The sequence below is a fragment of the Sphingomonas adhaesiva genome, assembly GCF_036946305.1.
GTDB lineage: Bacteria > Pseudomonadota > Alphaproteobacteria > Sphingomonadales > Sphingomonadaceae > Sphingomonas > Sphingomonas adhaesiva_B.
On sequence record NZ_JAQIJJ010000002.1, the window covers coordinates 605,842 to 627,645 of the forward strand.

Below are 21,804 nucleotides of genomic sequence, written 5' to 3' on the forward strand. Positions count from 1 at the left end.
TGTGCTTCGAGACGGCCTCTCGACGTCGCTCGATGCCTCCTCAGCACGAACGGAGAGGCGGGTTCATCGAATGGGCGGTTGCGGGCCTTACCCGCCCAATATCCCGTCGATCGCGGTTGCCAGTTCGATGTCGCGCTCCGACAGGCCGCCGGCGTCGTGGGTGGTGAGCAGGATCTCCACCCGGTTCCACACATTGCTCCATTCCGGGTGGTGGTCGGCGCGCTCGGCGAGCAGCGCGACCTGGGTCATGAAGCCGAACGCCTCGGCGAAATCGGTGAAGACGATGGTGCGCGTGATCGCGTCGCGCGCATCGTCGTAATCCCAGTCGGGCAGGCCATCGAGCGCGTCGGCGCGTTCCGCCTCGCTCAGTTGCTGGATCGTCTCGGCCATTGCTTGGCACTCCTTGCCGCGGTCGTCGCGCCAGCGGTATGGCGGCGGGGATGGACCGGCAAGACCCCATGGGCATGGCGCCCGACGCCGATGCGTTCGAGGCGGTGGCGCGCGCCACGATCGCGCGACTGCCCGACGCCTTTCGCGCGCATCTGGGCGACGTGGTGCTGCTGGTCGAGGAGGAGGCGGATGCGGCCACGCTCGCCGACCTGGGGCTGGAGCATCCGCTGGAGTTGACCGGCCTCTATCACGGCCGCCCGATCGGCGAGAAATCCGCCTTCGACAGCGGCGCGATGCCCGATCGCATCCATCTGTATCGCCAGGCCATACTGGCCGAATGGTGCGAGACCGGCGTGCGGCTGGACGATTTGATCGCGCATGTGACGGTGCATGAGATCGGGCATCATTTCGGCCTGTCCGACGACGACATGCACGCGCTGGAAGCGGCGGTGGGCGATTGAGCGGCGGGTTGCGCGTTGCGGGGCTGGCGCTGGCGCGCGGCGGACGCGTGCTGTGCGAGGGGTTGGCCTTCGCGGTCGAGCGCGGTGGCGCGGTGCGGGTGACGGGGCCGAACGGCGTCGGCAAGTCGAGCCTGTTGCGCGCGCTCGCCGGGCTGGCGCGCGTGGATGGCACGATCGAGCGGCCGGGCGCGGTGGCGTTGCTGGCGGAAGTCGCCGCGCTGGATGGCGAGCGGCGGTTGCGCGAGGCGCTGACCTTCTGGGCGCGGCTGGACGCGGGTGGTGCGCCGGAACTGCGGGTCGATGCGGCGCTCGCGGCGGTGGAACTGGACGACCTCGCGGACGTGCCGGTGCGGTTGCTGTCGACCGGGCAGCGGCGGCGCGCGGCGCTGGCGCGCGTGGTGGCATCGGGAGCGCCGCTATGGCTGCTCGACGAACCCGCCAACGGGCTCGATGCGGCGGCGGTGACCCGGCTGGAGCAATTGATCGCGGGACATCGCGCGACCGGGGGCGTGGTGGTGGCCGCGACGCACCAGCCGTTCGCGCTGCCGGATGCGGTGGAGGTGCGGCTGTGATCGCGCTCGTCTGGCGTGACGTGCGGCGCGGCTATGCCGCGGGCGGGGCGACGCTGGTGGTGGCGTTCTTCCTGCTGGTGGCGATCCTGTTCCCGTTCGCGATCGGGCCGGATGCGGCATTGCTGGCGCGGGTCGGCGGCGGGGTGATCTGGGCGGCGGCGCTGCTCGCGGCGCTGCTGCCGGTCGAGCGGCTGGTGCAGCCCGATCTGGAGGCGGGGGTGATCGACCAGCTGGTCGCGCGCGGCATCGCGCCGGTGGCGATCGCGGCGGCGCGGACGCTGGGGCATTGGCTGGCGTTCGCGCCGCCGCTGATGCTGGCGGCGGTGGTGGCGGCGGGATTGCTCGACCTGCCGGGCGAGCGGCTGCTGCTGGTGGAGGCGGGGCTGTTGCTCGGCACGCCGGGGCTGGCGGCGCTGGCGGTGGCGACGGGGGCGCTGGTGGCGGGATTGCGCGGCGCGGGCGCGATCGCCGGGCTGGTGATGCTGCCGCTGGCGGTGCCGCTGCTGATCTTCGGCGCGGGCGCGCTGGCCGGCGGCGTCGGCGGGCTGAAGCTGCTGGCGGCGGTCAGCCTGTTGCTGAGCGTCGGTGGGCCGATCGTGGCGGGCGCGGCGCTGCGAATGGCGATGGAGTAGCGCTCCCGTGTTCCGGCGAACGCCGGAACCCAGGGTCCCGCAGAACAACGCTTGCTGGTGGTCATCACCCTGGGCTCCTGCCTGCGCAGGAGCACGACGGGATTGCGGCGTGCCCAGCGGCTGTGCTTCGAGCCGGCCTCTTGGCTTCGCTCAATGCCTCCTCAGCACGAACGGAGGTATGCGAACGGGGCAAGAGCGGCGATTATCCGCCGTGCTTAACCCTCGACGTCACGCCTTCTCCAGCGTGCATTGCAGCGGGTGCTGGTTGGCGCGGGCGAAGTCCATCACCTGCGTCACCTTGGTCTCGGCGACCTCGTAGCTGAACACGCCGCACACCCCCACGCCGCGCTGGTGGACGTGGAGCATGACGCGGGTCGCTTCCTCGGTGCTCATGCGGAAGAAACGCTGGAGGCACAGGACGACGAATTCCATCGGCGTATAGTCGTCGTTGAGCATCAGCACGCGATACGGCGTCGGCTTCTTCGTGCGGGTGCGCGTGCGGGTGGCGACGCCCAGTCCGGTGCCGTTGCCGTCGGCGCCATCGGTATCGTCGTTCTGGCCCGCGGCCATGGGGGGGATCAGCTGCTGCATCGACACGCGGCAAAATATGGCATTCGCGCGGGGCAGGGCAACCCCATTCGGCGAAAAGGGACGACGCGAAAAGGGCGGCCGCATCGCTGCGGCCGCCCTGTGCCGGCACGATGCCCGCCCCGAGGCAGGCTCGTGCGCGTCGCGATCAGGCCGCGGCCTTGATCTTGTCGGTCGCGATCGCGAGGCGGTTCTGCAGCGGCGCGGCGATCTCGCCCGCCAGCTTCAGCGATGCCTCGGTCGAGCGCGACGCCTCCGCGACGACCGCGTCGAACGCGCTGCGCAGATAATCGGCCTGCAACTGCATCAATTCGGTCGGCGACTTGACCGACGCCATCGCGCGGACCGTCTCCGCGGTGCTCTCGTAGCGGGCACGGGCGAAGGCGGCGCCGTCCTTGCCGAACGTTTCGATGCCCTTGGCAGCGATGCGTGCCGACTCGACCACCGCCTCGATATTGCCCTTGCCGAACTCGGCCATGTCCTCGGCGACCTTCTTGCCCTTCTCCATCGTGGAGCGGGTCTGCTCATTGGCCTGCGCGAACATCGCGCGCGCCTGATCCTGCGCCTTGCCGGCAAAATTGTCGGCGATGTTGGTCACGGTCTCGTTCATGGTCTCGTCCTTCGCTGCGAGGGGGGGCGTGTCGATGTCCGGCATGGACGCGACAGGCGGTGCCACCGGGGTGTCGATCGCCGGGGGGATCATCGGGGGCACGGGCATGATGGGCTGCTCCACCACCGCAACGGGCGGCGGGGCAGGCATGACGACGCTCGGCGCGACCGGCTTCGTCACGGCAACGCGCGGCGCGCGTGCCGCCTTCGCCTTGCCGTTGCCCGCCGGACGCGGGGCGATGGGCTTGCGATCGTCCGCCATGCATCGTCTCCTTTTTGCTGCGGTGCAACATAACCGCGAAAGGTGACGATTTCAAGTCGATACTGCGGTGCAGCAAAAATGGCCGGCGTGTCGTTGGAACGGGCTATGCGGTCAGCGCGTGCGGACGTAGCTGCCCGGTGCGGCCTCGATCGCGGGCAGGTCGCCCTTGCCGGGGATGCGCGCGCCCTTGGCCTTCACCTCGTCGGGCGCGCGCTCCCGCAGCCAGCCGATCCAGTCGGGCCACCAGCTGCCCGCGGTCTCGGTCGCCCCCTCGACGAAGGCGTCGAGCGTTTCCGCCGCCGCCTCGTTGGTCCAGTAGCGATATTTCCTCGCCGCCGGCGGGTTGACCACGCCCGCGATATGCCCCGACGCCGCCAGCAGGAAGCGCACCGGCCCGCGGAAGTGACGCGTCAGCTCCCACACGCTGTCGGCGGGCGCGATATGATCCTCGCGCCCCGCCTGCACATAGCTGGGCGTGGCGACGCGGGTGAGGTCGAGCGGGGTGCCGAGCGCGCTCAGCGCGCCGGGCCGGACCAGCAGATTGTCGCGGTACAGGTCGCGCAGGTACGACTGGTGCCATTTGGCGGGCAGGTTGGTGGTGTCGCCATTCCAGTGGAGCAGGTCGAACGGGACATAATCCTTGCCCAGCAGATAGTTGTTGGTGACATAGTTCCAGATCAGGTCGCGCCCGCGCAGCAGGTTGAACGTCGCCGCCATGTACCGCCCGTCGAGATAGCCCTCGGGGCTCAGCTGCGCGATCATCTGAAGCTGGTCGTCGTCGACGAAGTTCATCAGCTCGCCCGCGCGCGCGAAATCCACCTGCGCGGTGAAGAAGGTGGCGCTGGCGACCTTCCCGGCCTCGTCGCGCGCCGCCAGCAGCGCCAGCGTCGCGGCGAGCGTGGTGCCCGCGACGCAATAGCCGATCGCGTGGACCGCGGGGACGTCCAGCAGCGCTCGGATCGTGTCGATCGCGTCGACCTGCGCGGCGATATAATCGTCCCAGGTGACGTCGGCCATCGCGGCATCGGCCGATTTCCACGACACCATGAAGACGGTGACGCCCTGTTCCACCGCCCAGCGGATGAAGCTCTTCTCCGGCGTCAGGTCGAGGATGTAGAAGCGGTTGATCCATGGCGGGAAGATGACCAGCGGGGCCTTCAGCACCTTCTCGGTCGTGGGCGCATATTGGATCAGCTCGTACAGCGGCGTGCGCTTCACCACCTGTCCCGGGGTGGTGGCCAGGTTGCGTCCCAGCGCGAAGGCATCGGGATCGGTATGCGTCAGCTGTCCCTTGCCCATGTCGGTGAGCATGTTCTGGAGACCCGCGATCAGGTTTTCGCCGCGCGTCGCGATCGTCTTCTCGATCACCTCGGGGTTGGTCAGCGCGAAATTGGACGGACTCATCGCATCGACGAAGCCGCGCGTGGCGAAGCGCAGCTGCTCGCGCTGCTTCCCGTCCAGCCCCTCGACCGCATCGACCCCGCGCAGCAGATGATCGGCGATCAGCGCGTAGCTCTGGCGGATCCAGTCGAACATCGGGTTGGTGCGCCACGCATCGGCGGCGAAGCGGCGATCCTTCTCGGGCGCCTTGTCCGCGGCGGCCTCGCCCGGCTGGACGAAGCGCTGCCACAGCCCGACATAGTCGCTCCAGAAATCGCGCACCTGCGTCGCCACCGCCTCGCCCGAGGCGATCGGCAGCCCGGCCTCCAGCATCAGCTGCTGCGCGCGGCCGACCATCCAGGTCCAATGCTGCATCTCGGCCAGATCGGGGAGGCGGAACTCGGGCGCTTGCTGGGTCACGGGGCTTCCTCTCCACGCCACGATAGCCGCGGGCGTTCGATGCGGCTATAGCGTGCCGGAGAAGAGGAGTGTCCCTTGTCCGACGAATTCTACCGCATGAAGCGCCTGCCGCCGTATGTCATCGCCGAGGTGAATGCGATGCGGGCCGCGGCGCGGGCGGGGGGCGAGGACATCATCGACCTGGGGATGGGCAATCCCGACCTGCCGCCGCCCGAGCATGTCATCGAGAAATTGATCGAGGTGACGCGCAAGCCCGACGCGCACGGCTATTCGCAGTCGAAGGGGATTCCGGGGCTGCGGCGCGCGCAGGCGAACTATTACGGCCGCCGCTTCGGGGTCGACCTCGATCCCGAGAGTGAGGTGGTGGTGACGATGGGGTCGAAGGAGGGACTGGCCAGCCTCGCCACCGCGATCACCGCGCCGGGCGACGTGGTACTGGCGCCCAACCCCAGCTATCCGATCCATACCTTCGGCTTCATCATCGCGGGCGCGACGATCCGCGCGGTGCCGACGACGCCCGACGAGCATTATTTCGAGAGCCTCGACCGCGCGATGGCCTTCACCGTGCCGCGCCCCAGCGTGCTGGTGGTCAATTATCCGTCGAATCCGACCGCCGAAGCCGTCGACCTCGCCTTTTACGAGCGGCTGGTGGCGTGGGCGCGCGAGAACAAGGTGTGGGTCATCTCCGACCTCGCTTATTCGGAGCTGTATTTCGACGGCAATCCGACCCCCTCGATCCTGCAGGTGAAGGGCGCGAAGGACGTCGCGGTCGAGTTCACCTCGCTCAGCAAGACCTATTCGATGGCCGGGTGGCGGATCGGCTTCGCGGTGGGCAACAAGACGCTGATCGCGGCGATGACGCGGGTGAAGTCCTACCTCGACTATGGCGCCTTCACCCCGATTCAGGCGGCGGCGTGTGCGGCGCTCAACGGGCCGCAGGACATCGTCGAGAAGAACCGGCAACTCTATCACAAGCGCCGTGACGTCATGGTGGAGAGCTTCGGACGTGCCGGATGGGACATTCCGTCGCCGCGCGCGTCGATGTTCGCCTGGGCACCGCTGCCGCCGGCGCTCCAGCATCTTGGGTCGCTGGAATTCTCCAAGCAGTTGCTGAGCCATGCCAAGGTCGCGGTCGCGCCGGGCGTCGGCTATGGCGAGAATGGCGAGGGGTTCGTGCGGATCGCGATGGTGGAGAACGAACAGCGGCTGCGCCAGGCGGCGCGCAACGTGAAGCGCTATCTGCAGAGCATGGGCGTCAACACGCCGGGGAAAGCGGCGGGCTGAACCGACGCCGATCGTGCTCCTGCGCAGGCAGGAGCCCAGGGTTGTCGGTCGCATCGGACGTTGTTCTACCTGGCCCTGGGCTCCGGCGTGCGCCGGAGCACGGCAGCGTTGACCAGCCCGTCATGCGCGGCCATCTGGCGCGCATGACACGCCCCGGCTTCGCTTTCTCCACCCGCTTCAAGGTCCGCTATGCCGAGATCGACGGCCAGAAGGTCGTCTTCAACTCGCGCTATCTGGAATATGCCGATGTCGCGGTGACCGAATTCTGGGAATGGAGCGGGATCGGTGACGCGCTGGGCGCGCTGTGGCACGAAACCGAGTTCCATGTGCGCCGTGCGGAGGTCGATTATCTCGCGCCGTTCGTGCTGGGGGACGAGGTGGAGGTGTTCGTCCGCGTCGACCGCGTCGGCAATTCGAGCGTGACGAAGCGGTTCGAGCTGGTGAAGGCGGGCACGGACACGCTGTGCGCGGCGATCCAGATGGTGAGCGTCAACGTCCATTTGCCGACCGGGCGCCCGGTGCCGATCCCGGACGCGATTCGGGCGCATATCGAGGGGTTACCGCGGGGGTGAGGCGGGCCTTTGGGGGGCGTGAACTTACCCTCCCCGTCATGCCGGACTTGTTCCGGCATCCAGGGTTTCGCGCGCTTGACCATCGTTGGGTGTGCGGAACCCTGGACCCCGGAACAAGTCCGGGGTGACGGATCGTTTTGGGTGAGGGCCGGAAGCTATCGCGTCACCCCGGGCTTGACCCGGGGTCCCGCTTTCTACCCGCCGTTGCAGAAGAAGCGGGACCCCGGCTCAAGGCCGGGGTGACGAGTGTGTGCGACGGCCGTTACCGGTCCCGCCGACCCAGCAGGCGCAGGCGCAGCGCGTTGAGCTTGATGAAGCCCGCCGCGTCGCGCTGGTCATAGGCGCCCTGATCGTCCTCGAACGTCACCACCTTCTCCGAATAGAGCGAGTGCGGCGACTTGCGGCCGGTGACGATCACGTTGCCCTTGTACAGCTTCAGCCGCACCGTGCCGGTCACCTTCGCCTGCGAATGGTCGACCGCGGCCTGAAGCATCTCGCGCTCGGGCGAGAACCAGAAGCCGTTATAGACCAGCTCGGCATAGCGCGGCGCCAGCTCGTCCTTCAGGTGCGCGGCACCGCGGTCGAGCGTGATCTGCTCGATCCCGCGATGCGCCAGCGCGTAGATCGTGCCGCCCGGCGTCTCGTACATGCCGCGGCTCTTCATGCCGACGAAGCGATTCTCGACCAGATCGAGCCGGCCGATGCCATGCTTGCGGCCCAGCTCGTTCAGCTTCGCCAGCAGCGAGGCGGGCGACAGCGCCTCGCCATTGACCGCGACACCGTCGCCGCGCTCGAAATCGATCGTGATCGTCTCGGGCTGGTCGGGGGCGTCCTCCGGGTTGACGGTGCGCGAATAGACATAGTCGGGCACCTCGTCCCACGGATCCTCCAGCACCTTGCCCTCGGACGAGGTGTGCAGCAGGTTCGCGTCGGTGGAGAAAGGCGCCTCGCCGCGCTTGTCCTTGCTGACCGGGATTTGGTGCGCCTCGGCGAATTCGATCAGCTTCGTGCGGCTGGTCAGGTCCCATTCGCGCCACGGCGCGATCACCTTGATGTCCGGATTCAGCGCGTAATAGCCCAGTTCGAAGCGGACCTGGTCGTTGCCCTTGCCGGTGGCGCCATGGCTGACCGCGTCGGCGCCGACCTGGCGCGCGATCTCGATCTGGCGCTTGGCGATCAGCGGGCGCGCGATGCTGGTGCCGAGCAGGTACAGCCCCTCGTACAGCGCATTGGCGCGCATCATCGGGAAGACGTAGTCGCGGACGAATTCCTCGCGCAGGTCGTCGATGAAGATATGCTCGGGCTTGATCCCCATCAGCTCGGCCTTGGCGCGCGCCGGCTCCAGCTCCTCGCCCTGGCCCAGGTCGGCGGTGAAGGTGACGACCTCGCAGCCATATTCAGTCTGGAGCCACTTCAGGATCACGCTGGTGTCGAGCCCCCCGGAATAGGCGAGGACGACGCGGTTGATCTTGTCGGTCATGGCAGGGCGTTCCTTTCGGGCGCGCCGCTAGGCGATTGCGTCGGTCAGGGCAACCATCTTGCCGTGCCCCCACATCTGCCGCATGACGCGATGTAACAAGGTAACAGAGGATACCAGGGGATATGAGGAAACTGACCGCGCTGTCGCTCGCCACCGTGCTGAGCGCGACGCCTGCGCTGGCGGATGAGGGAATGTGGACGTTCGACGCCTTTCCCACGGCGCGGATGAAGGCGGCCTATGGCTGGGCGCCGGATCAGGCGTGGCTGAACCGCGTGCAGGCCGCGGCGGTGCGGCTGACCGGCGGCTGCTCCGCCTCGTTCGTCAGCGGCGAGGGGCTGATCCTCACCAACCATCATTGTGTCGCGCAATGCGCCGCCGATCTGTCGTCGAAGGACAAGGACTATCTCGAGTCCGGCTTTATCGCGGCGGACCGCGCGCGCGAGATGAAATGCCCGGGACAGCAGGCGGAGGTGGTCACCAGCATCACCGACGTGACGCCGCGCGTGACGCGGGCGATCGGCACGCTGGCGGGGCAGGCGCTGACCAAGGCACGCGACGCCGCGATCGCGGGGATCGAGGCGGAGAATTGCACCGACAAGGCGACGACGCGCTGCCAGGTGGTGACGCTGTACGGCGGTGGTCAGTACAAGCTCTATACCTACCGGAAATATTCCGACGTCCGGCTGGTGTGGGCGCCGGAGTTCGCCGCGGCCTTCTTCGGCGGCGATCCCGACAATTTCAACTTCCCGCGCTACAATCTCGATGCGTCGTTCCTGCGCGCTTATGAGAATGGCAAGCCCGCCGCCACGCCGCAGCATCTGACGTGGAACCCGCGCGCGCCGATCGCCGACGAGGCGACCTTCGTCGTCGGCAATCCCGGCCGCACCCAGCGGCTGCTGACGCAGGACCAGCTGGAGATCCAGCGCGAGCTGTCGCTGCCGCTGACGATCACCTTGCTGTCCGAATATCGCGGGCGCCTGATCGCGGCGGGCGAGCAGGGTGCGGAGCGCAAGCGCGAGGCGGCGGATACGCTGTTCGGGATCGAGAACAGCTACAAGGTCTATTGGGGTCAGGCGCGCGCGCTCGACGACAATGCGTTCGCCGCGCGGCTGGCGAAGAACGAGGCGGAGCTGAAGGCGAAGGCCGGCAGGAAGGCCGGCGATCCGTGGGCGGATATCGCCAGGGCCGATGCCGATTACCGCAACATGTTCCTCGATTATTACTTCCTGGAGCAGCGCGCGGGCTGGGGATCGCAGCTCTATGCCTATGCCCGCACGCTGGTGCGCGCCGCGGCGGAGCGCGAGAAGCCCAATGCGGAGCGCCTGCCCGCCTATACCGATTCGCAGCTGCCGCTGCTGGAGAAGCAGGTCACCGACGCGGTGCCGACCTATCCGTGGCTGGAAAAGACCGCGCTGTCGTTCTGGCTGTCGAAGACGCGCGAATATCTGACCGCGGACAATGCACAGGTTAAGGCGCTGCTGGGCCGCGAGGCGCCGGAGACGCTGGCCGACCGGCTGGTCGAGGGCACCACGCTGGCCGATCCGGCGGTGCGGGCGAAGCTGTTCGAGGGCGGAATGGCGGCGATCCGCGCGTCGAAGGACCCGATGATCCAGTTCGCACTGAAGAACGATCCGGCGGCGCGTGCCTTGCGCACCGCCTATTCGGAGAAGGTCGACGCGCCGGTCACCGCGGCACAGGCGAAGCTCGCGCAGGCGCGCTTCGCGGCCTATGGCGCGGCCAATTACCCGGACGCGACCTTCACGCTGCGCATCAGCTACGGCAAGGTCGCAGGCTGGATGGAGCGCGGGCAGCAGGTGCCGTACCGCACCACCGTCGCCGGGCTGTACGACCGCGCCACCGGGCAGGATCCGTTCGTGCTGGCCAAGGCCTATGCGGCGAAGCGCAGCGCGCTGGACCTCGCCACCACGTTCGATTTCGTGACCACCAACGACATCATCGGCGGCAATTCGGGCTCCCCGGTGATCGCGAAGGATGGGTCGGTGATCGGCGCGGCCTTCGACGGCAACATCCACTCGCTGGGCGGCAATTTCGGCTACGATCCGGCGCTCAACCGCACGGTCGTGGTGTCGACCGCGGCGGTGCAGCAGGCGCTGGAGACGGTGTATCCGGCGCCCGCGCTGGTGCGCGAGCTGGCGGCGCGCTGATGCGGCCCGTTCAGCGCGGGTAAAAGCGGCGAGGGCGAGAGCGTCGCGCATGAAGACGCTCTTGCCTCTCGCCGCCGCCGCGCTCGCGGTCGTCGCCACCCCCGCGCTCGCGCAGGAGACGCGCGCCACCGCCACGCAGAAGCTGGACGCCGAGTTCGCCGCGTCGGACACCAACAAGGACGGCTTCCTCTCGCCCGCCGAGATCGAGGCGCGGATGCGCAAGATGAAGCTGGGCGGCGGCAGGGCGCTGGACGCGACGCACGCCAAGCGCGTCGCCGCGCTGTTCCTGGCGCGCGCCGATACCAACAAGGACGGCAAGGTGAGCCAGGCCGAGTCGGCCGCGCTGATGGGGCAGGTGTTCTCCGCCTACGACCTCAACCGCGACGGCAAGGTGGATGCGAGCGAGCTGGCCAAGGCGCGTGCGGCGGGCGCGGCGGCGAAGTAGCTTTTGTGTTCCGGCGAACGCGGAACCCAGAGTCACACGGAGCAACGGTCGTTGGCGCTCGTGACCCTGGGCTCCTGCGTTCGCAGGAGCGCGATCATTCCCGCAACCCCCGTTCCGCCTCCACCATATAGTCCCGCGTCAGCGGCAGGGTCATGCGGTCGCGGCTGAACTGGAGCTGGTAATTGACCAGTGTCCCGTTGGTGAAGCTGACGATCGCGCCCGCGAGGTAGAAGGTCCACATGCGATAGAAGCGTTCGTCGTACAGCGCGACGATCGCTGCCTTCTGCGCCACGGTGCGGTCGTACCAGGCGCGCAGCGTATAGGCGTAATGCATCCGCAGCACCTCCACGTCGGTGACGAACCAGCGGATGAAATCGTTGGCCTCCAGCATCTCCGAGAGCGACGGGATATAGCCGCCGGGGAAGATATACTTGTCGGTGAACTTGTCGGTGAAGTTCGGCCCGTCGGCGCGCCCGATCGTGTGGAGCAGCATCACGCCCTGCGGGGTCAGCAGGTCGCGGCATTTGGACAGATAGGTGCGGAAGTTCTTGGTGCCGACATGTTCGAACATGCCGACCGAGACGATGCGGTCGAACTGCCCGTCGAGGTGGCGATAGTCGATCAGCTCGAACCGCACCTTGTCGGCGACGCCCGCCTCCTGCGCGCGGCGGCGCGCGACCTTCAGCTGTTCGTCGGACAGCGTGATGCCCAGCACCTCGGCGCCGGTCTTCGCATGGATGTACAGCGCCATCCCGCCCCAGCCGCAGCCGATGTCGAGCACGCGCATCCCCGGCTCGATCGCCAGCTTGGCGACGATATGCGCCTTCTTGTCGGCCTGCGCCTGTTCCAGCGTGTTGCCCGCGTCGGTGTAGTAAGCGCAGCTGTACTGCTTGTCGGCGTCGAGGAAGAGGTCGTACAATCGGTCCGACAAATCGTAGTGATGCTTCACGTTGCGGCGCGAGGCGATCGCCTGGTTGCGGGTCAGCGCGTGGCGCACCTTTCCGCGCAACGTGCGCCAGCGATTGGCGGCGAGATTGTTGACGCCATTCTCCCAGCGCGAATTGCTGGTCGCCAGCATCAGCAGGTCGAGGATGTCGCCGCGCTCGATCGTCAGCCGCCCGTCCATGAACGCTTCCGCGACGCCCAGCGACGGATCGGCGACGATCGCGCGATAGACCGACGTGTCGTGGATGGTGAAGGCGACCGGCGCCAGCGCGGCGTCGGGGCTGCCGAAGCTGGCGGTGCTGCCGTCGGGCTTGGTGAGGGTCAGTTCGCCGCGCTTGATCGCGCGACGCAGGAAATGATCGATCAGGGCCATGAGGTTGCCTGCTAAACCCTGTGCATGGTGCGTCGCAACCGTTGCATGGGGACAGCGGAGGACGTAGGCGCTCGCTTCCATGCGCTACTTCAGCACCCGTGGCTCCGCCCCCTCGCTCGATTTCGCCGGCGCGACGCTCGCCGGGCTCGCTTCCGATGGCGGATTGTACGTGCCGGAGCGCTGGCCGACGCTGACGCGGGACCAGATCGCGGCGCTCGCCGGCCTGTCCTATGTCGATACCGCGGTGGCAGTGATGGCGCCGTTCGTCGACGGATCGCTGACGCGCGAGGAACTGCGCGAATTGTGCGAGGCCGCCTATGGCCGGTTCAGCCATGATGCGATCACGCCGCTGGTGCAGGTCGACCACGACCAGTGGCTGCTGGAGCTGTTCCACGGCCCGACGCTGGCGTTCAAGGATGTCGCGCTGCAATTGCTGGGGCATCTGTTCGAACGCTTCCTGCGCGGCACCGACACGCACCTGACGATCGTCGGCGCGACCAGCGGCGATACCGGGTCGGCGGCGATCGATGCGGTGGCGGGGCGCCAGGGGATCGACATCTTCATGCTGCATCCCGAGGGGCGGGTAAGCGACGTGCAGCGCCGCCAGATGACGACGGTGGGCGCCCCCAACGTCCATAACATCGCGATCAAGGGCGATTTCGACACCGCGCAGGCGCTGGTGAAGGCGATGTTCAACGACCCCGCCTTCTCGTCGCGGTTCCGGCTGTCGGCGGTCAATTCGATCAACTGGGCGCGGCTGATGGCGCAGGTGGTCTATTACTTCTACGCCGCGGTGCGGCTGGGGGCGCCTGACCGGGCGGTCGCGTTCAGCGTGCCGACGGGGAATTTCGGCGACGTCTTCGCGGGCTATGTCGCGTCGCGCATGGGGCTGTCGGTCGCGAAGCTGGTGGTGGCGACCAACGTCAACGACATCCTCGCGCGCGCGCTGACCACGGGCGATTATTCCAGCCGGCAGGTGGTGCCCACCCCGACGCCGTCGATGGACATCCAGGTGTCGAGCAATTTCGAGCGCCTGCTGTTCGACCTGGGCGGGCGCGACGGCGCGGCGCTGGGCGAGCAGATGCGCGGGTTCGAAGGGTCGCGCGCGATGCGGCTGACCAATGCGCAGCGCGAGGGCGCGGCGACGCTGTTCGTCGGCGAGCGCGTCGATGTCGACGGCATGGCGCTGGCGATGCGCGGCGCGTGGGAACGGGCGGGGCAGGTGATCGACCCGCACACCGCGATCGCGCTGGCCGCGGCACGCCGCCATGCGACCGACGCGGCGCCGATGGTGACGCTGGCGACCGCGCATCCGGCCAAGTTCGGCGATGCGGTGGAGCGCGCCACCGGCGTGCGGCCGCCGCTGCCCGCGCGGGTCGGCGACCTGTTCGAGCGCGAGGAGCGGTTCGTGACGCTCGACGCCACCTATGAGGCGGTGTCGGGGCATGTCGCGCGCCATGCGGTGCCGCGCGGCTGATGCAGCTCGTCACGCTGACCGGCGAGCCCTGGGCCGATTACGGGCTGGTCGATTCGGGTGATGGCCGCAAGCTGGAGCGCTACGGCCGGTTCCGCTTCATCCGCCCCGAGCCGCAGGCGCTGTGGGCGCCCGCGCAGGCCGACTGGCAGGCGCACGGCGAGTTCGTGCCGGGCAGCGACGAGGATGGCGGCGGGCAGTGGCAGTTCCGCCAGCCGGTACCGCGCGAGGGCTGGCCGCTGAAGTGGAACGAGGTGCGCTTCACCGCGCAGACCACGCCGTTCCGCCATCTGGGCTTCTTCCCCGACATGGCGCCGGTGTGGGGGTGGATGCGTGAGCGGCTGGCGGGGAAGGAGGCGCCCGAGTGCCTCAACCTGTTCGGCTATACCGGGATCGGCACGCTGGCGCTGTCCGCGACCGGCGCGCGGATGGTGCATGTCGATGCGTCGAAGAAGTCGGTCGAGGCGGCGCGCGGCAACGCCGCATTGTCGGGGCTGGCCGACGCGCCGGTGCGCTGGCTGATCGACGATGCGGCGAAGTTCGTCGCGCGCGAGGTGCGGCGTGGGCGGCGCTATGACGGCATCCTGCTCGACCCGCCCAAATACGGCCGCGGACCGGACGGCGAGGTATGGCGGCTGGAGGAGCATCTGCCCGGGCTGATCGCGGATTGCCGGCGGTTGCTGGACGCGGAGTCGCGCTATCTGTTCCTGACCGTCTATGCGGTGCGCATGTCGGCGCTGGCGATCGGCGAGATGCTGCGCCAGGCGTTCGCGGACCTGCCGGGCACGGTCGAGGCGGGCGAGCTGGCGGTGCGCGAGGAAGCGCGCGGGCTGGCGCTGCCGACCGCGATCTGGGCGCGGTGGAGCCGGTAGGGCATCGAACGAAAGCGCGGACCAGCCTGCAACGTCATGCCGGACTTGTTCCGGCATCCAGGGTTCCACACACCAAATCGCAGTGACGCGCGCGGAACCCTGGACCCCGGGACAAGCCCGGGGTGACGGTTGCTGGTTGGCGGCTGTTGCCCTCACTTCGACCCGCTCCTAACCTCCCGATCGGGCGGGATGATTCGGGAGCGGCCATGACGCACGACACGGAATCCCTGCGCGACCGCGCGATCCGCCTGTACGACGATTTCACGCACGAGCATCGCGACCGCCGCACGCTGCTGCGCCAGATGACCGCGCTCGCCGGATCGACGGTGGCGGCGGAGGCGCTGATCGCGGGAATTGCCGCCTCGCCCGCGGCGGCGGCGATCGTCGCGCCGGACGACACGAGGCTGCGCACCCGCAAGGAGCGCTTCGCCGCGGCGCCGGGCCTGCCGCTGACCGGCTATTTCGCATCCCCCGCACGCGCCGGGCGGCGCCCGGCGGTGATCGTGGTGCATGAAAATCGCGGACTGACCCCGCATATCGAGGATGTCGCGCGGCGGCTGGCGCTCGCCGGGTTCGATGTCGTCGCACCCGATTTCCTCACGCCGCAGGGCGGGACACCGAGCGACGAGGACAAGGCGCGCGAACTGATCGCCACGGCGGATTACGACGCCGTCATCGCCGCCGCGGTGGCGACGATCGGCCATATGGCGACGGGCGGGCGCAAGGTCGGCATCGTCGGCTTCTGCTGGGGCGGCGCGCTGGTCGATCGCGTCGCGCTGGCGGCGGGATCGCGGCTGGGCGCGGGGGTGAGCTATTACGGCCCGGCCCCCGCACCGGCGGAGGCGGCGAAGGTCCAGGCGCCGCTGCTGTTGCATTACGCCGGCAAGGACGCACGCGTGGCGCAGACCGCCGAGCCATGGGTCGCCGCGCTGAAGGCGGCGGGCAAGCCGGTCGAGGCGTTCACCTATCCCGGCGTCGACCACGCGTTCAACAACGACACCTCGCCGCAACGCTATGACAAGACGGCGGCGGATCTCGCCTGGGGGCGCACGGTCGCGTTCCTGCATCGCCATCTGGACGCCTGAGGAGACGCGGCATGACGCTGACCTTTTTCACCAACCCGATGTCGCGCGGGCGGATCGCGCGCTGGATGCTGGAGGAAGTGGGCGAGCCGTATGAGACGGTGCTGGTCGACTGGCAGGACAAGCCCGAGGCATTGCGCGCCGCCAATCCGATGGGGAAGGTGCCGACGATCGTCCACGACGGCGCGGTGGTGAGCGAGGCGGCGGCGATCTGCGCCTATCTGGCCGATGCCTTCCCGCAGGCGGGGCTGGCGCCGAAAGGGGCGGAGCGCGCGCCTTATTATCGCTGGCTGTTCTTCACCGCGGGGCCGCTGGAGGCGGCGATGATGGACAAGGCGCTGGGCGTCGCCATCCCCCCGGATCGCGAGGCGATGGTGGGCTATGCCAATTTCCAGCGCGCGGTGGATGCGTTCGAGGATGCGGTGTCGGCGCATGATTATGTCACCGGCGACCGCTTCACCGCGGCGGACGTCTATGTCGGCAGCGCGGTCGGCTGGTTCACGCAATTTGGGATGCTGGAGAAGCGCGATGCGTTCATGCGCTATCTCGCGCGGCTGGAGGATCGCCCCGCCTGGGTGCGGGCGCGCGCGATCGACGATGCGCTGATGCCCGCGAAGGCATAGGGCCGGCGTCGCCGCCGGCCCCGGTTCGTCAGCGGCAGCGCACCTCGCCCTTGTCGACCGACTGGCCGACCGCCGCGCCCGCGGCGCCGCCGATCAGCGCGCCGAGCAGGCCCGATCCGCCCGGCGCGATCGCCGCGCCCAGCGCACCGCCGGCGATGCCGCCGACGATCAGGCCCGTGGTGCCGTCCGGGCGGCGGCAATAATAGCGGCCGTCCTGCCCGTAATAGACGCGGTCGTTGCGGCTCAGCCGGCGCTCGCGATAGGTCGGCGCGTCGCGATAGTAACGGTCGGCATAATAACCGCCATAGGCCGGGTCGGCGCGATCATAGTCATAGGCGCCCCAGCCATTATAGCCGGTGCGCGGACCGTAACCGTCGCCATAGGTCGAGCAGCCAGCGACCATCACCGCGGCGCCGATCGCCGCAAGAGCCAGTTTCATCGCATCCCTCCTCTTCAGATGAGGGCGCAATGTTTCGCAGCCATGATGGTTGCACGCCGGCCCTTTTCAGGGCCGGCGGCAGGATCGTCAGCGATAGTGACGGCGGTCGTGCTTGTCGAAGCGGACGCGCGCGCTCAGCGTGTCGAAACGGCGGTCGAGGTCGCGGCGCTCCCACTGCTGCAACCCGCCGGTGCGGCGATAGCGGCCCTCCAGCGTCGCGATCTGGCGTGCCTCGGCGCGCAGCCGCATGGCCTCGCCGCGGGTCAGCGCGCCGGAGCGGATGCCCTGATCGATGCGGCGGTCGAGCTGCGCCTGGCGCGCGTTGATCGGCTGCCACGCCTGCGCACTGGCGGCGGCGGGGGCGGTGACGGCGACCAGCCCGAGGGCGGCGACGATCGTGTGAAGACGGTTCATGGTCGTTCTCCCGTTTGGCGACCGCGAGAAGCGGCCCGTGACAGGAGAGATAGAACGCATTCGTCGCGGATCGTTCGCAGCGCGGGCGCGAAAGTGTAACCGAGTGTCGCGGTGGCGACGTGTTCGTTCAGCTTTGCAGCGCCTTGGACATGCGGAAATTGTGGATCGCGACGCCGTTCAGCACCATGTCGTTGCGGGAATCGACGCGGAAACCGTGGCGTTCGAACAGCGGGAGGGCGGAGTCGCTGGCCTCGACGTAGAGGCGGGGGAGGGCGGCCTCGCGCGCGGCGGCCTCGATCGCGCCATATAGCGCGTGGCCGACGCCCGTGCCGATGCGATCGGGGCGGCAGAAGAGGTGGTCGATGTGCCCGTCAGGCTCCAGATCGCCGTAGCCGAGCAGGGTGCCGTCATCGTCCTCGGCGAGCAGGAACACGCGATCCGCGGCCTTGGCGACGAACCGTGCGGGATCGGGGCGCGCGGGGCTCCATGCCGCGACCTGCTCCGCGGTGTAATGGCGCAATCCGCCTTGCCGCACCGATGCGTGGAACAGGTCCGCGATGGCGTCCGCATCGTCGGGACGGAAGCGGCGGATGCGCATCGTCAGTTCGCCGCCGCGATCGCGAGCAGGGCGCGGTCGACCGCGGCGGTGGCCGACGCGTCGCCGGGCATGTCGTTGGCGAGCGCGGAGAAGGTCAGCACGCGGCCCGAGGCGGCGATGAGATAGCCCGACAGCGCGTTGGCGGCGTTGAGCGTGCCGGTCTTCGCGAACAGCCTGTTCGCGAGCGGCGTACCGGCGAAGCGCTTCGCCAGCGTGCCGTCCACGCCGCCGACGGGGAAGGTATCGCGCCACGCCGCGCCCCAGGGCTGGCGCGCGCCCCAGCGCAGCAGCGCCACCGCCGCGCGCGGCGAGATGCGGTTGTAGGTCGACATGCCCGAGCCGTCGGCGAAGTCGTAGCCACTGCGCGGGGCGCCGGCGCGGTCGAGCAAAGCGGTGACGACCGCCTGTCCGTCCGCGACCGATCCGCTGCCCGCGGCCTGCGCGACGCGACGCAGCAGCAGGTCGGCGTGGAGGTTCTGGCTGACCTTGTTGGTGGTGTGCAGGTCCGCGGCGAGCGGCGGCGGCGTCAGGCGCGCGAGCGGGTCGGCGAGCGGCGGGCGCGCCACCGGCGTGCTGCCGCGCGTCGCCGGATCGTCGGCCGGGGTGAGCGGGCGGTGGCGCACCCGCACGCTGCCGGTGACGCGGACGCCCGCGGCGCGGAGCAATTGCGCGAACCGCCACGCGGCGCGGTGTGCGGGATCGTCGATCCCCACCGTCAGCGTCACGGGCGCGTGCCCGGCCGGGATCGTGCCGGTGATCGCGAGCAGGTCGCTGCCGGGCAGGCGGGCATAGCCCAGCCGCGGTTCGCCGCCCATGGTGGTCGTCACGCGCTGATCGAGGCGATAATAGCCATCGCCCGCGGCCGTGCCGGTGCCGTCGACGGTCACCGTCGCGACATTGTCGTCCAGCGTCAGCGCGGAGATCGCGGTGCCGTAGCGGCCGGGGATGTTGTTCCAGCTCATCCCCGCGGGCCAGCGCTCGTCGGGAAAGGCGGTGTCGTCGCCGATCACGTCGCGTACCGCGCGGGTCTTCGCCGCGACCGCACGGGCGAGGTCGGCGAGGCAGTCGCTGGTGCAGTCCGCCGCGCTCGACAGTCGCGCGTCGCCATGGCCCGCCAGCACCACATCGCGTCCCTCCACGCGCACCGTCGCGCCGCCCGCGGCATCGGGCGCGGTGGTGTCTAGCGTGGCGAAGGCGGCGGCAGTGGTAAACAGCTTGGTGTTCGACGCCGGCACGAAGCGTTCGTCGGCGCGGATCGCGGCCAGCTCGCGCCCGTCCGGGTCGACCACCAGCAACCCGATGCGCGTCCCCGCCGGCGCGCTGGCGAGCGCCTGTTCGACCGTCTCCGCGGTGACGGGGGTGGCGACCAGCAACAGCAGCGGCAGCAGGAGATGGCGCATCAGCGTCCCTCGATGACGTCGCCGACCACCGCCAGAAATTCCGCGGCGAGCGCGCTGGGGGGACGGTCGAGCAGATGGATGGCGTGGACGTCGAACGTCAGCGGGGGCTTGAGCGAGCGCATCGCCAGCCCCTCGCCACCGCTGCCCGCCAGCGTCGCATCGGCGGTGAAATTGTCGACCACGGTGACGCCGACGCCCGCGCGCACCAAGGCGGCGGCGATGTAGAAGGTGCGCGCGGAGGCAACCTCGTCCAGCTCCAGCCCCAGCCGCTCCAGCTCGTCGGTGAACAGCCGCCCGATCGGGCCGGAGGCGGCGAGCGTGATGAAGGGATGGCCCGCGAGCCGGGACAATTCCATCCGCGGCGGCATGTCGGGCAGATCGGCCTCGCGATAGAGCACGACCAGCTCGCCCTCGCCGAGCCACGTCTGCCCCAGTGGGGCGCCGCGCGGCACCTCGTTGGCGATCGCGATGTCGGCCTCGCGCTCGTAGAGTTTGCGCAGCAGGTCGTCGTGGTGGACGGTCTGGAGGTCGAAGCGGACCTCGGGGCGCTTGGTCAGGAAGCGTGCCACCGCCTGCGGGATGACGCCCAGGCCGAGGCTGGGGAGCGCGGAGATGCGCAGCGTCGCCCCCGCGCCCGCGCGCAGGTTGCGCCCCGCCTCGCGCAGCGCGCGGACGCGGTCCTGTATCTCCGCCACGCCGGAGAACAGCGCGTGCGCGTCTTCCGTGGGGACGAGTCGTCCGCCGGTACGCTGGAACAGCTCGAACCCCAGCAAGGTTTCGGCATGGCGCAGCGTCTTCGATACCGAGGGCTGCGACACGTTGAGCGCGCGCGCGGCGGCGCTGACCGAGCCGTTGACATAGACGGCGTGGAATATCTCGATGTGGCGCAGGTTCATGGCCATGATCGTAGCGTGGCGGCGGCTATTCGACCACTCGCCCGCGGAAGCGCGCCTCGTCGAGCGCGCCCTCGTTGCGCGCCACCAGGGTCGCGACCGTCAGGTTGGCGGAGGCGGACGGCACGGTGCGGGTCATGTCGAGCAGGCGGTCGAACGGCAGGACGAGGCCGACGACCAGCGCGGTCTGTTCCGCGCCCACCCCGACCGCGGACAGCATCGCGGCGAGCATGAACAGCGAGGCGGACGGCACCGGCGCGGTGCCGAAGGCGGCGAGCGCGCCGGTCATCAGCATCACGCCCAGCATCCATGCGTCCGGCACGATGCCCAGCGCCTGCAACGCGAACTGGCCGAGCAAGCCGACATACATCGCGGTCCCGTCCTTCCCGATCGACGCGCCCAGCGGCAGGACGGTGGAGGCGACCGGGCGCGCGATGCCCAGATTGTCCTGCGCCACGCGCAGCGCGACCGGCAGCGTCGCGGAGGAGGAGGCGGTCGAGAAGGCCACGACCAGCGCATCGACGATGCCGCGGAAGAAGCGCGCGACGGGCAGACGCGCGACGAGGCGCAGCAGCCCCGCGTGGACGACCAGCATCTGCACCAGCGAGGCCGCGACGACGCACAGCGCCAGCCAGCCGACATTGACGAACACTGCCGCGCCGCCGGACGCGACCGCATTGGCGATGAGCGCGGCGACCCCGAACGGCGTCACCTCCATCACGATGCGCACGATCTGGAGCAGGACGGCGGCGAGGCCTTGCAGCAGATTGACCACCGGCTTGCCCGCCTCGCCCGCGACCACGCTGCCGACGCCGAGCAGGATCGCGGTGAAGATGATCGCCAGCATGTCGCCGCGCGCCAGCGCATCGACGATGTTGGCGGGGACAATGTTGAGCAATTGCTCCGCGGGCGGGACCGGCGGGCCGAGGACATGCGGCGCGACGCCGGTCAGCCGGATGCCCTCGCCCGGGCGGACCAGCAGCCCCGCGGCCATGCCGATGGCGACGGAGACGAGCGTGGTGAACGCGAACAGCCCCACCGTGCGCCCGCCGATCGGGCCGAGGCGGCGCGGATCGCCGAGTGCGGCGATCCCGGCGGCGATGGTGACGAGGACGACCGGCACCACCAGCATCTTGATGAGCCGGACGAAGAGGTCGCCGACCAGTTTGATCGCGGCGGCCCCCTCCGGCCACAGTGCGCCGAGCAGGATGCCGACGACCAGCCCGCCGACGACGCGCTGCCACAGCGGGATCGCGAACCAGCGGCTCATCTCGCTCCCGTCACCCCGGCCTTGAGCCGGGGTCCCGCTTTTTCAACGAGCGGTGGGAAGGAAGCGGGACCCCGGGTCAAGCCCGGGGTGACGGTTGGGTGGTAATGTATCTCTTCGTCATGCCGGGCTTGTCCCGGCATCCAGGGTTCCACGCGCCTCAC

Annotated in this window: 23 protein-coding genes; 11 read left to right on the top strand and 12 right to left on the bottom strand. The window is 69.3% G+C overall.

What is annotated here, in order from left to right; translation table 11 throughout:
- Positions 1–87: 87 nt before the first annotated feature.
- Positions 88–390, bottom strand: coding sequence for a 4a-hydroxytetrahydrobiopterin dehydratase (locus PGN14_RS03150; protein ID WP_335297941.1), 303 nt, complete (start codon positions 388–390; stop codon positions 88–90).
- Positions 391–428: 38 nt separating this feature from the next.
- Between PGN14_RS03150 and PGN14_RS03155 the strand changes: the two genes are divergently transcribed.
- The 3 genes from PGN14_RS03155 to PGN14_RS03165 are packed head-to-tail and all read left to right on the top strand — an operon-like array spanning position 429 to position 2,055.
- A complete protein-coding gene (locus tag PGN14_RS03155; RefSeq protein ID WP_443019438.1) occupies positions 429–851 on the top strand; it encodes a metallopeptidase family protein in 423 nt (140 codons plus the stop codon).
- Positions 848–1,423: a heme ABC exporter ATP-binding protein CcmA gene (ccmA, locus tag PGN14_RS03160; RefSeq protein ID WP_335297943.1), complete on the top strand. Its 576-nt coding sequence runs from the start codon at positions 848–850 to the stop codon at positions 1,421–1,423. The genes PGN14_RS03155 and ccmA overlap by 4 nt, the downstream gene beginning before the upstream one ends.
- Positions 1,420–2,055 carry a heme exporter protein CcmB gene (locus PGN14_RS03165; protein ID WP_335297944.1) on the top strand — a complete coding sequence of 212 codons (636 nt, stop codon included), beginning with the start codon at positions 1,420–1,422 and terminating at the stop codon, positions 2,053–2,055. Before ccmA ends, PGN14_RS03165 begins: the two co-directional genes overlap by 4 nt.
- A 228-nt stretch (positions 2,056–2,283) precedes the next feature.
- On the opposite strand, the gene clpS is transcribed toward PGN14_RS03165, so the two are convergent.
- From clpS to PGN14_RS03180, 3 genes are all read right to left on the bottom strand, one after another.
- Positions 2,284–2,625, bottom strand: coding sequence for an ATP-dependent Clp protease adapter ClpS (gene clpS, locus PGN14_RS03170; protein WP_335298048.1), 342 nt, complete (start codon positions 2,623–2,625; stop codon positions 2,284–2,286).
- 166 nt (positions 2,626–2,791) lie between these two features.
- A complete protein-coding gene (gene phaP / locus PGN14_RS03175) occupies positions 2,792–3,514 on the bottom strand; it encodes a phasin family protein (RefSeq protein ID WP_335297945.1) in 723 nt (240 codons plus the stop codon).
- Positions 3,515–3,625: 111 nt separating this feature from the next.
- The gene (locus tag PGN14_RS03180) at positions 3,626–5,269 is read right to left on the bottom strand and encodes a PHA/PHB synthase family protein (protein ID WP_335298049.1); all 1,644 of its coding nucleotides are present in this window, start codon (positions 5,267–5,269) and stop codon (positions 3,626–3,628) included.
- 120 nt (positions 5,270–5,389) lie between these two features.
- Here PGN14_RS03180 and PGN14_RS03185 point away from each other — a divergent pair, with 120 nt between their 5' ends.
- Both PGN14_RS03185 and PGN14_RS03190 read left to right on the top strand, forming a co-directional pair.
- Complete coding sequence (locus PGN14_RS03185) at positions 5,390–6,598, top strand: LL-diaminopimelate aminotransferase (protein WP_335297946.1); 1,209 nt, start codon at positions 5,390–5,392, stop codon at positions 6,596–6,598.
- A gap of 143 nt (positions 6,599–6,741) precedes the next feature.
- On the top strand, positions 6,742–7,170 hold the full coding sequence (locus PGN14_RS03190) for an acyl-CoA thioesterase (protein WP_335298050.1): 429 nt from the start codon (positions 6,742–6,744) through the stop codon (positions 7,168–7,170).
- A 262-nt stretch (positions 7,171–7,432) separates the two neighbouring features.
- Here the strand turns inward: PGN14_RS03190 and PGN14_RS03195 are convergent, their stop codons facing one another.
- Positions 7,433–8,650, bottom strand: a complete 1,218-nt coding sequence (locus PGN14_RS03195) for an argininosuccinate synthase (protein WP_335297947.1) — start codon at positions 8,648–8,650, stop codon at positions 7,433–7,435.
- Positions 8,651–8,772: 122 nt separating this feature from the next.
- On the opposite strand from PGN14_RS03195, the gene PGN14_RS03200 reads away from it, so the two are divergent.
- Together PGN14_RS03200 and PGN14_RS03205 are read left to right on the top strand one after the other, a co-directional pair.
- On the top strand, positions 8,773–10,815 hold the full coding sequence (locus PGN14_RS03200) for a S46 family peptidase (protein WP_335297948.1): 2,043 nt from the start codon (positions 8,773–8,775) through the stop codon (positions 10,813–10,815).
- A 49-nt stretch (positions 10,816–10,864) separates the two neighbouring features.
- Positions 10,865–11,260, top strand: a complete 396-nt coding sequence (locus PGN14_RS03205; RefSeq protein ID WP_335297949.1) for an EF-hand domain-containing protein — start codon at positions 10,865–10,867, stop codon at positions 11,258–11,260.
- Between the two features lie 94 nt (positions 11,261–11,354).
- Here the strand turns inward: PGN14_RS03205 and PGN14_RS03210 are convergent, their stop codons facing one another.
- Positions 11,355–12,578 (bottom strand): cyclopropane-fatty-acyl-phospholipid synthase family protein, encoded by a 1,224-nt coding sequence (locus tag PGN14_RS03210; RefSeq protein ID WP_335297950.1) that lies wholly within the window; start codon positions 12,576–12,578, stop codon positions 11,355–11,357.
- 79 nt (positions 12,579–12,657) lie between these two features.
- Here PGN14_RS03210 and thrC point away from each other — a divergent pair, with 79 nt between their 5' ends.
- The 4 genes from thrC to PGN14_RS03230 all read left to right on the top strand — a co-directional run bounded on the left by thrC (position 12,658) and on the right by PGN14_RS03230 (position 16,629).
- On the top strand, positions 12,658–14,055 hold the full coding sequence (gene thrC / locus PGN14_RS03215; protein WP_335297951.1) for a threonine synthase: 1,398 nt from the start codon (positions 12,658–12,660) through the stop codon (positions 14,053–14,055).
- The gene (locus tag PGN14_RS03220) at positions 14,055–14,924 is read left to right on the top strand and encodes a class I SAM-dependent methyltransferase (RefSeq protein WP_335297952.1); all 870 of its coding nucleotides are present in this window, start codon (positions 14,055–14,057) and stop codon (positions 14,922–14,924) included. The genes thrC and PGN14_RS03220 overlap by 1 nt, the downstream gene beginning before the upstream one ends.
- Positions 14,925–15,130: 206 nt before the next feature.
- Positions 15,131–16,009, top strand: a complete 879-nt coding sequence (locus tag PGN14_RS03225) for a dienelactone hydrolase family protein (protein ID WP_335297953.1) — start codon at positions 15,131–15,133, stop codon at positions 16,007–16,009.
- 11 nt (positions 16,010–16,020) lie between these two features.
- Positions 16,021–16,629, top strand: coding sequence for a glutathione S-transferase family protein (locus PGN14_RS03230; protein ID WP_335297954.1), 609 nt, complete (start codon positions 16,021–16,023; stop codon positions 16,627–16,629).
- 28 nt (positions 16,630–16,657) lie between these two features.
- Here the strand turns inward: PGN14_RS03230 and PGN14_RS03235 are convergent, their stop codons facing one another.
- The 6 genes from PGN14_RS03235 to PGN14_RS03260 form a co-directional block, all read right to left on the bottom strand.
- Positions 16,658–17,068, bottom strand: coding sequence for a hypothetical protein (locus tag PGN14_RS03235; RefSeq protein ID WP_335297955.1), 411 nt, complete (start codon positions 17,066–17,068; stop codon positions 16,658–16,660).
- An 87-nt stretch (positions 17,069–17,155) separates the two neighbouring features.
- A complete protein-coding gene (locus tag PGN14_RS03240; RefSeq protein ID WP_335297956.1) occupies positions 17,156–17,482 on the bottom strand; it encodes a hypothetical protein in 327 nt (108 codons plus the stop codon).
- Positions 17,483–17,609: 127 nt separating this feature from the next.
- A complete protein-coding gene (locus tag PGN14_RS03245) occupies positions 17,610–18,080 on the bottom strand; it encodes a GNAT family N-acetyltransferase (protein ID WP_335297957.1) in 471 nt (156 codons plus the stop codon).
- Between the two features lie 2 nt (positions 18,081–18,082).
- Positions 18,083–19,480 carry a D-alanyl-D-alanine carboxypeptidase/D-alanyl-D-alanine endopeptidase gene (gene dacB, locus PGN14_RS03250; RefSeq protein ID WP_335297958.1) on the bottom strand — a complete coding sequence of 466 codons (1,398 nt, stop codon included), beginning with the start codon at positions 19,478–19,480 and terminating at the stop codon, positions 18,083–18,085.
- Positions 19,480–20,376, bottom strand: a complete 897-nt coding sequence (locus PGN14_RS03255; protein WP_335298051.1) for a LysR family transcriptional regulator — start codon at positions 20,374–20,376, stop codon at positions 19,480–19,482. Before PGN14_RS03255 ends, dacB begins: the two co-directional genes overlap by 1 nt.
- A gap of 25 nt (positions 20,377–20,401) precedes the next feature.
- Positions 20,402–21,643 carry a dicarboxylate/amino acid:cation symporter gene (locus PGN14_RS03260; protein WP_335297959.1) on the bottom strand — a complete coding sequence of 414 codons (1,242 nt, stop codon included), beginning with the start codon at positions 21,641–21,643 and terminating at the stop codon, positions 20,402–20,404.
- Positions 21,644–21,804: the final 161 nt, after the last annotated feature.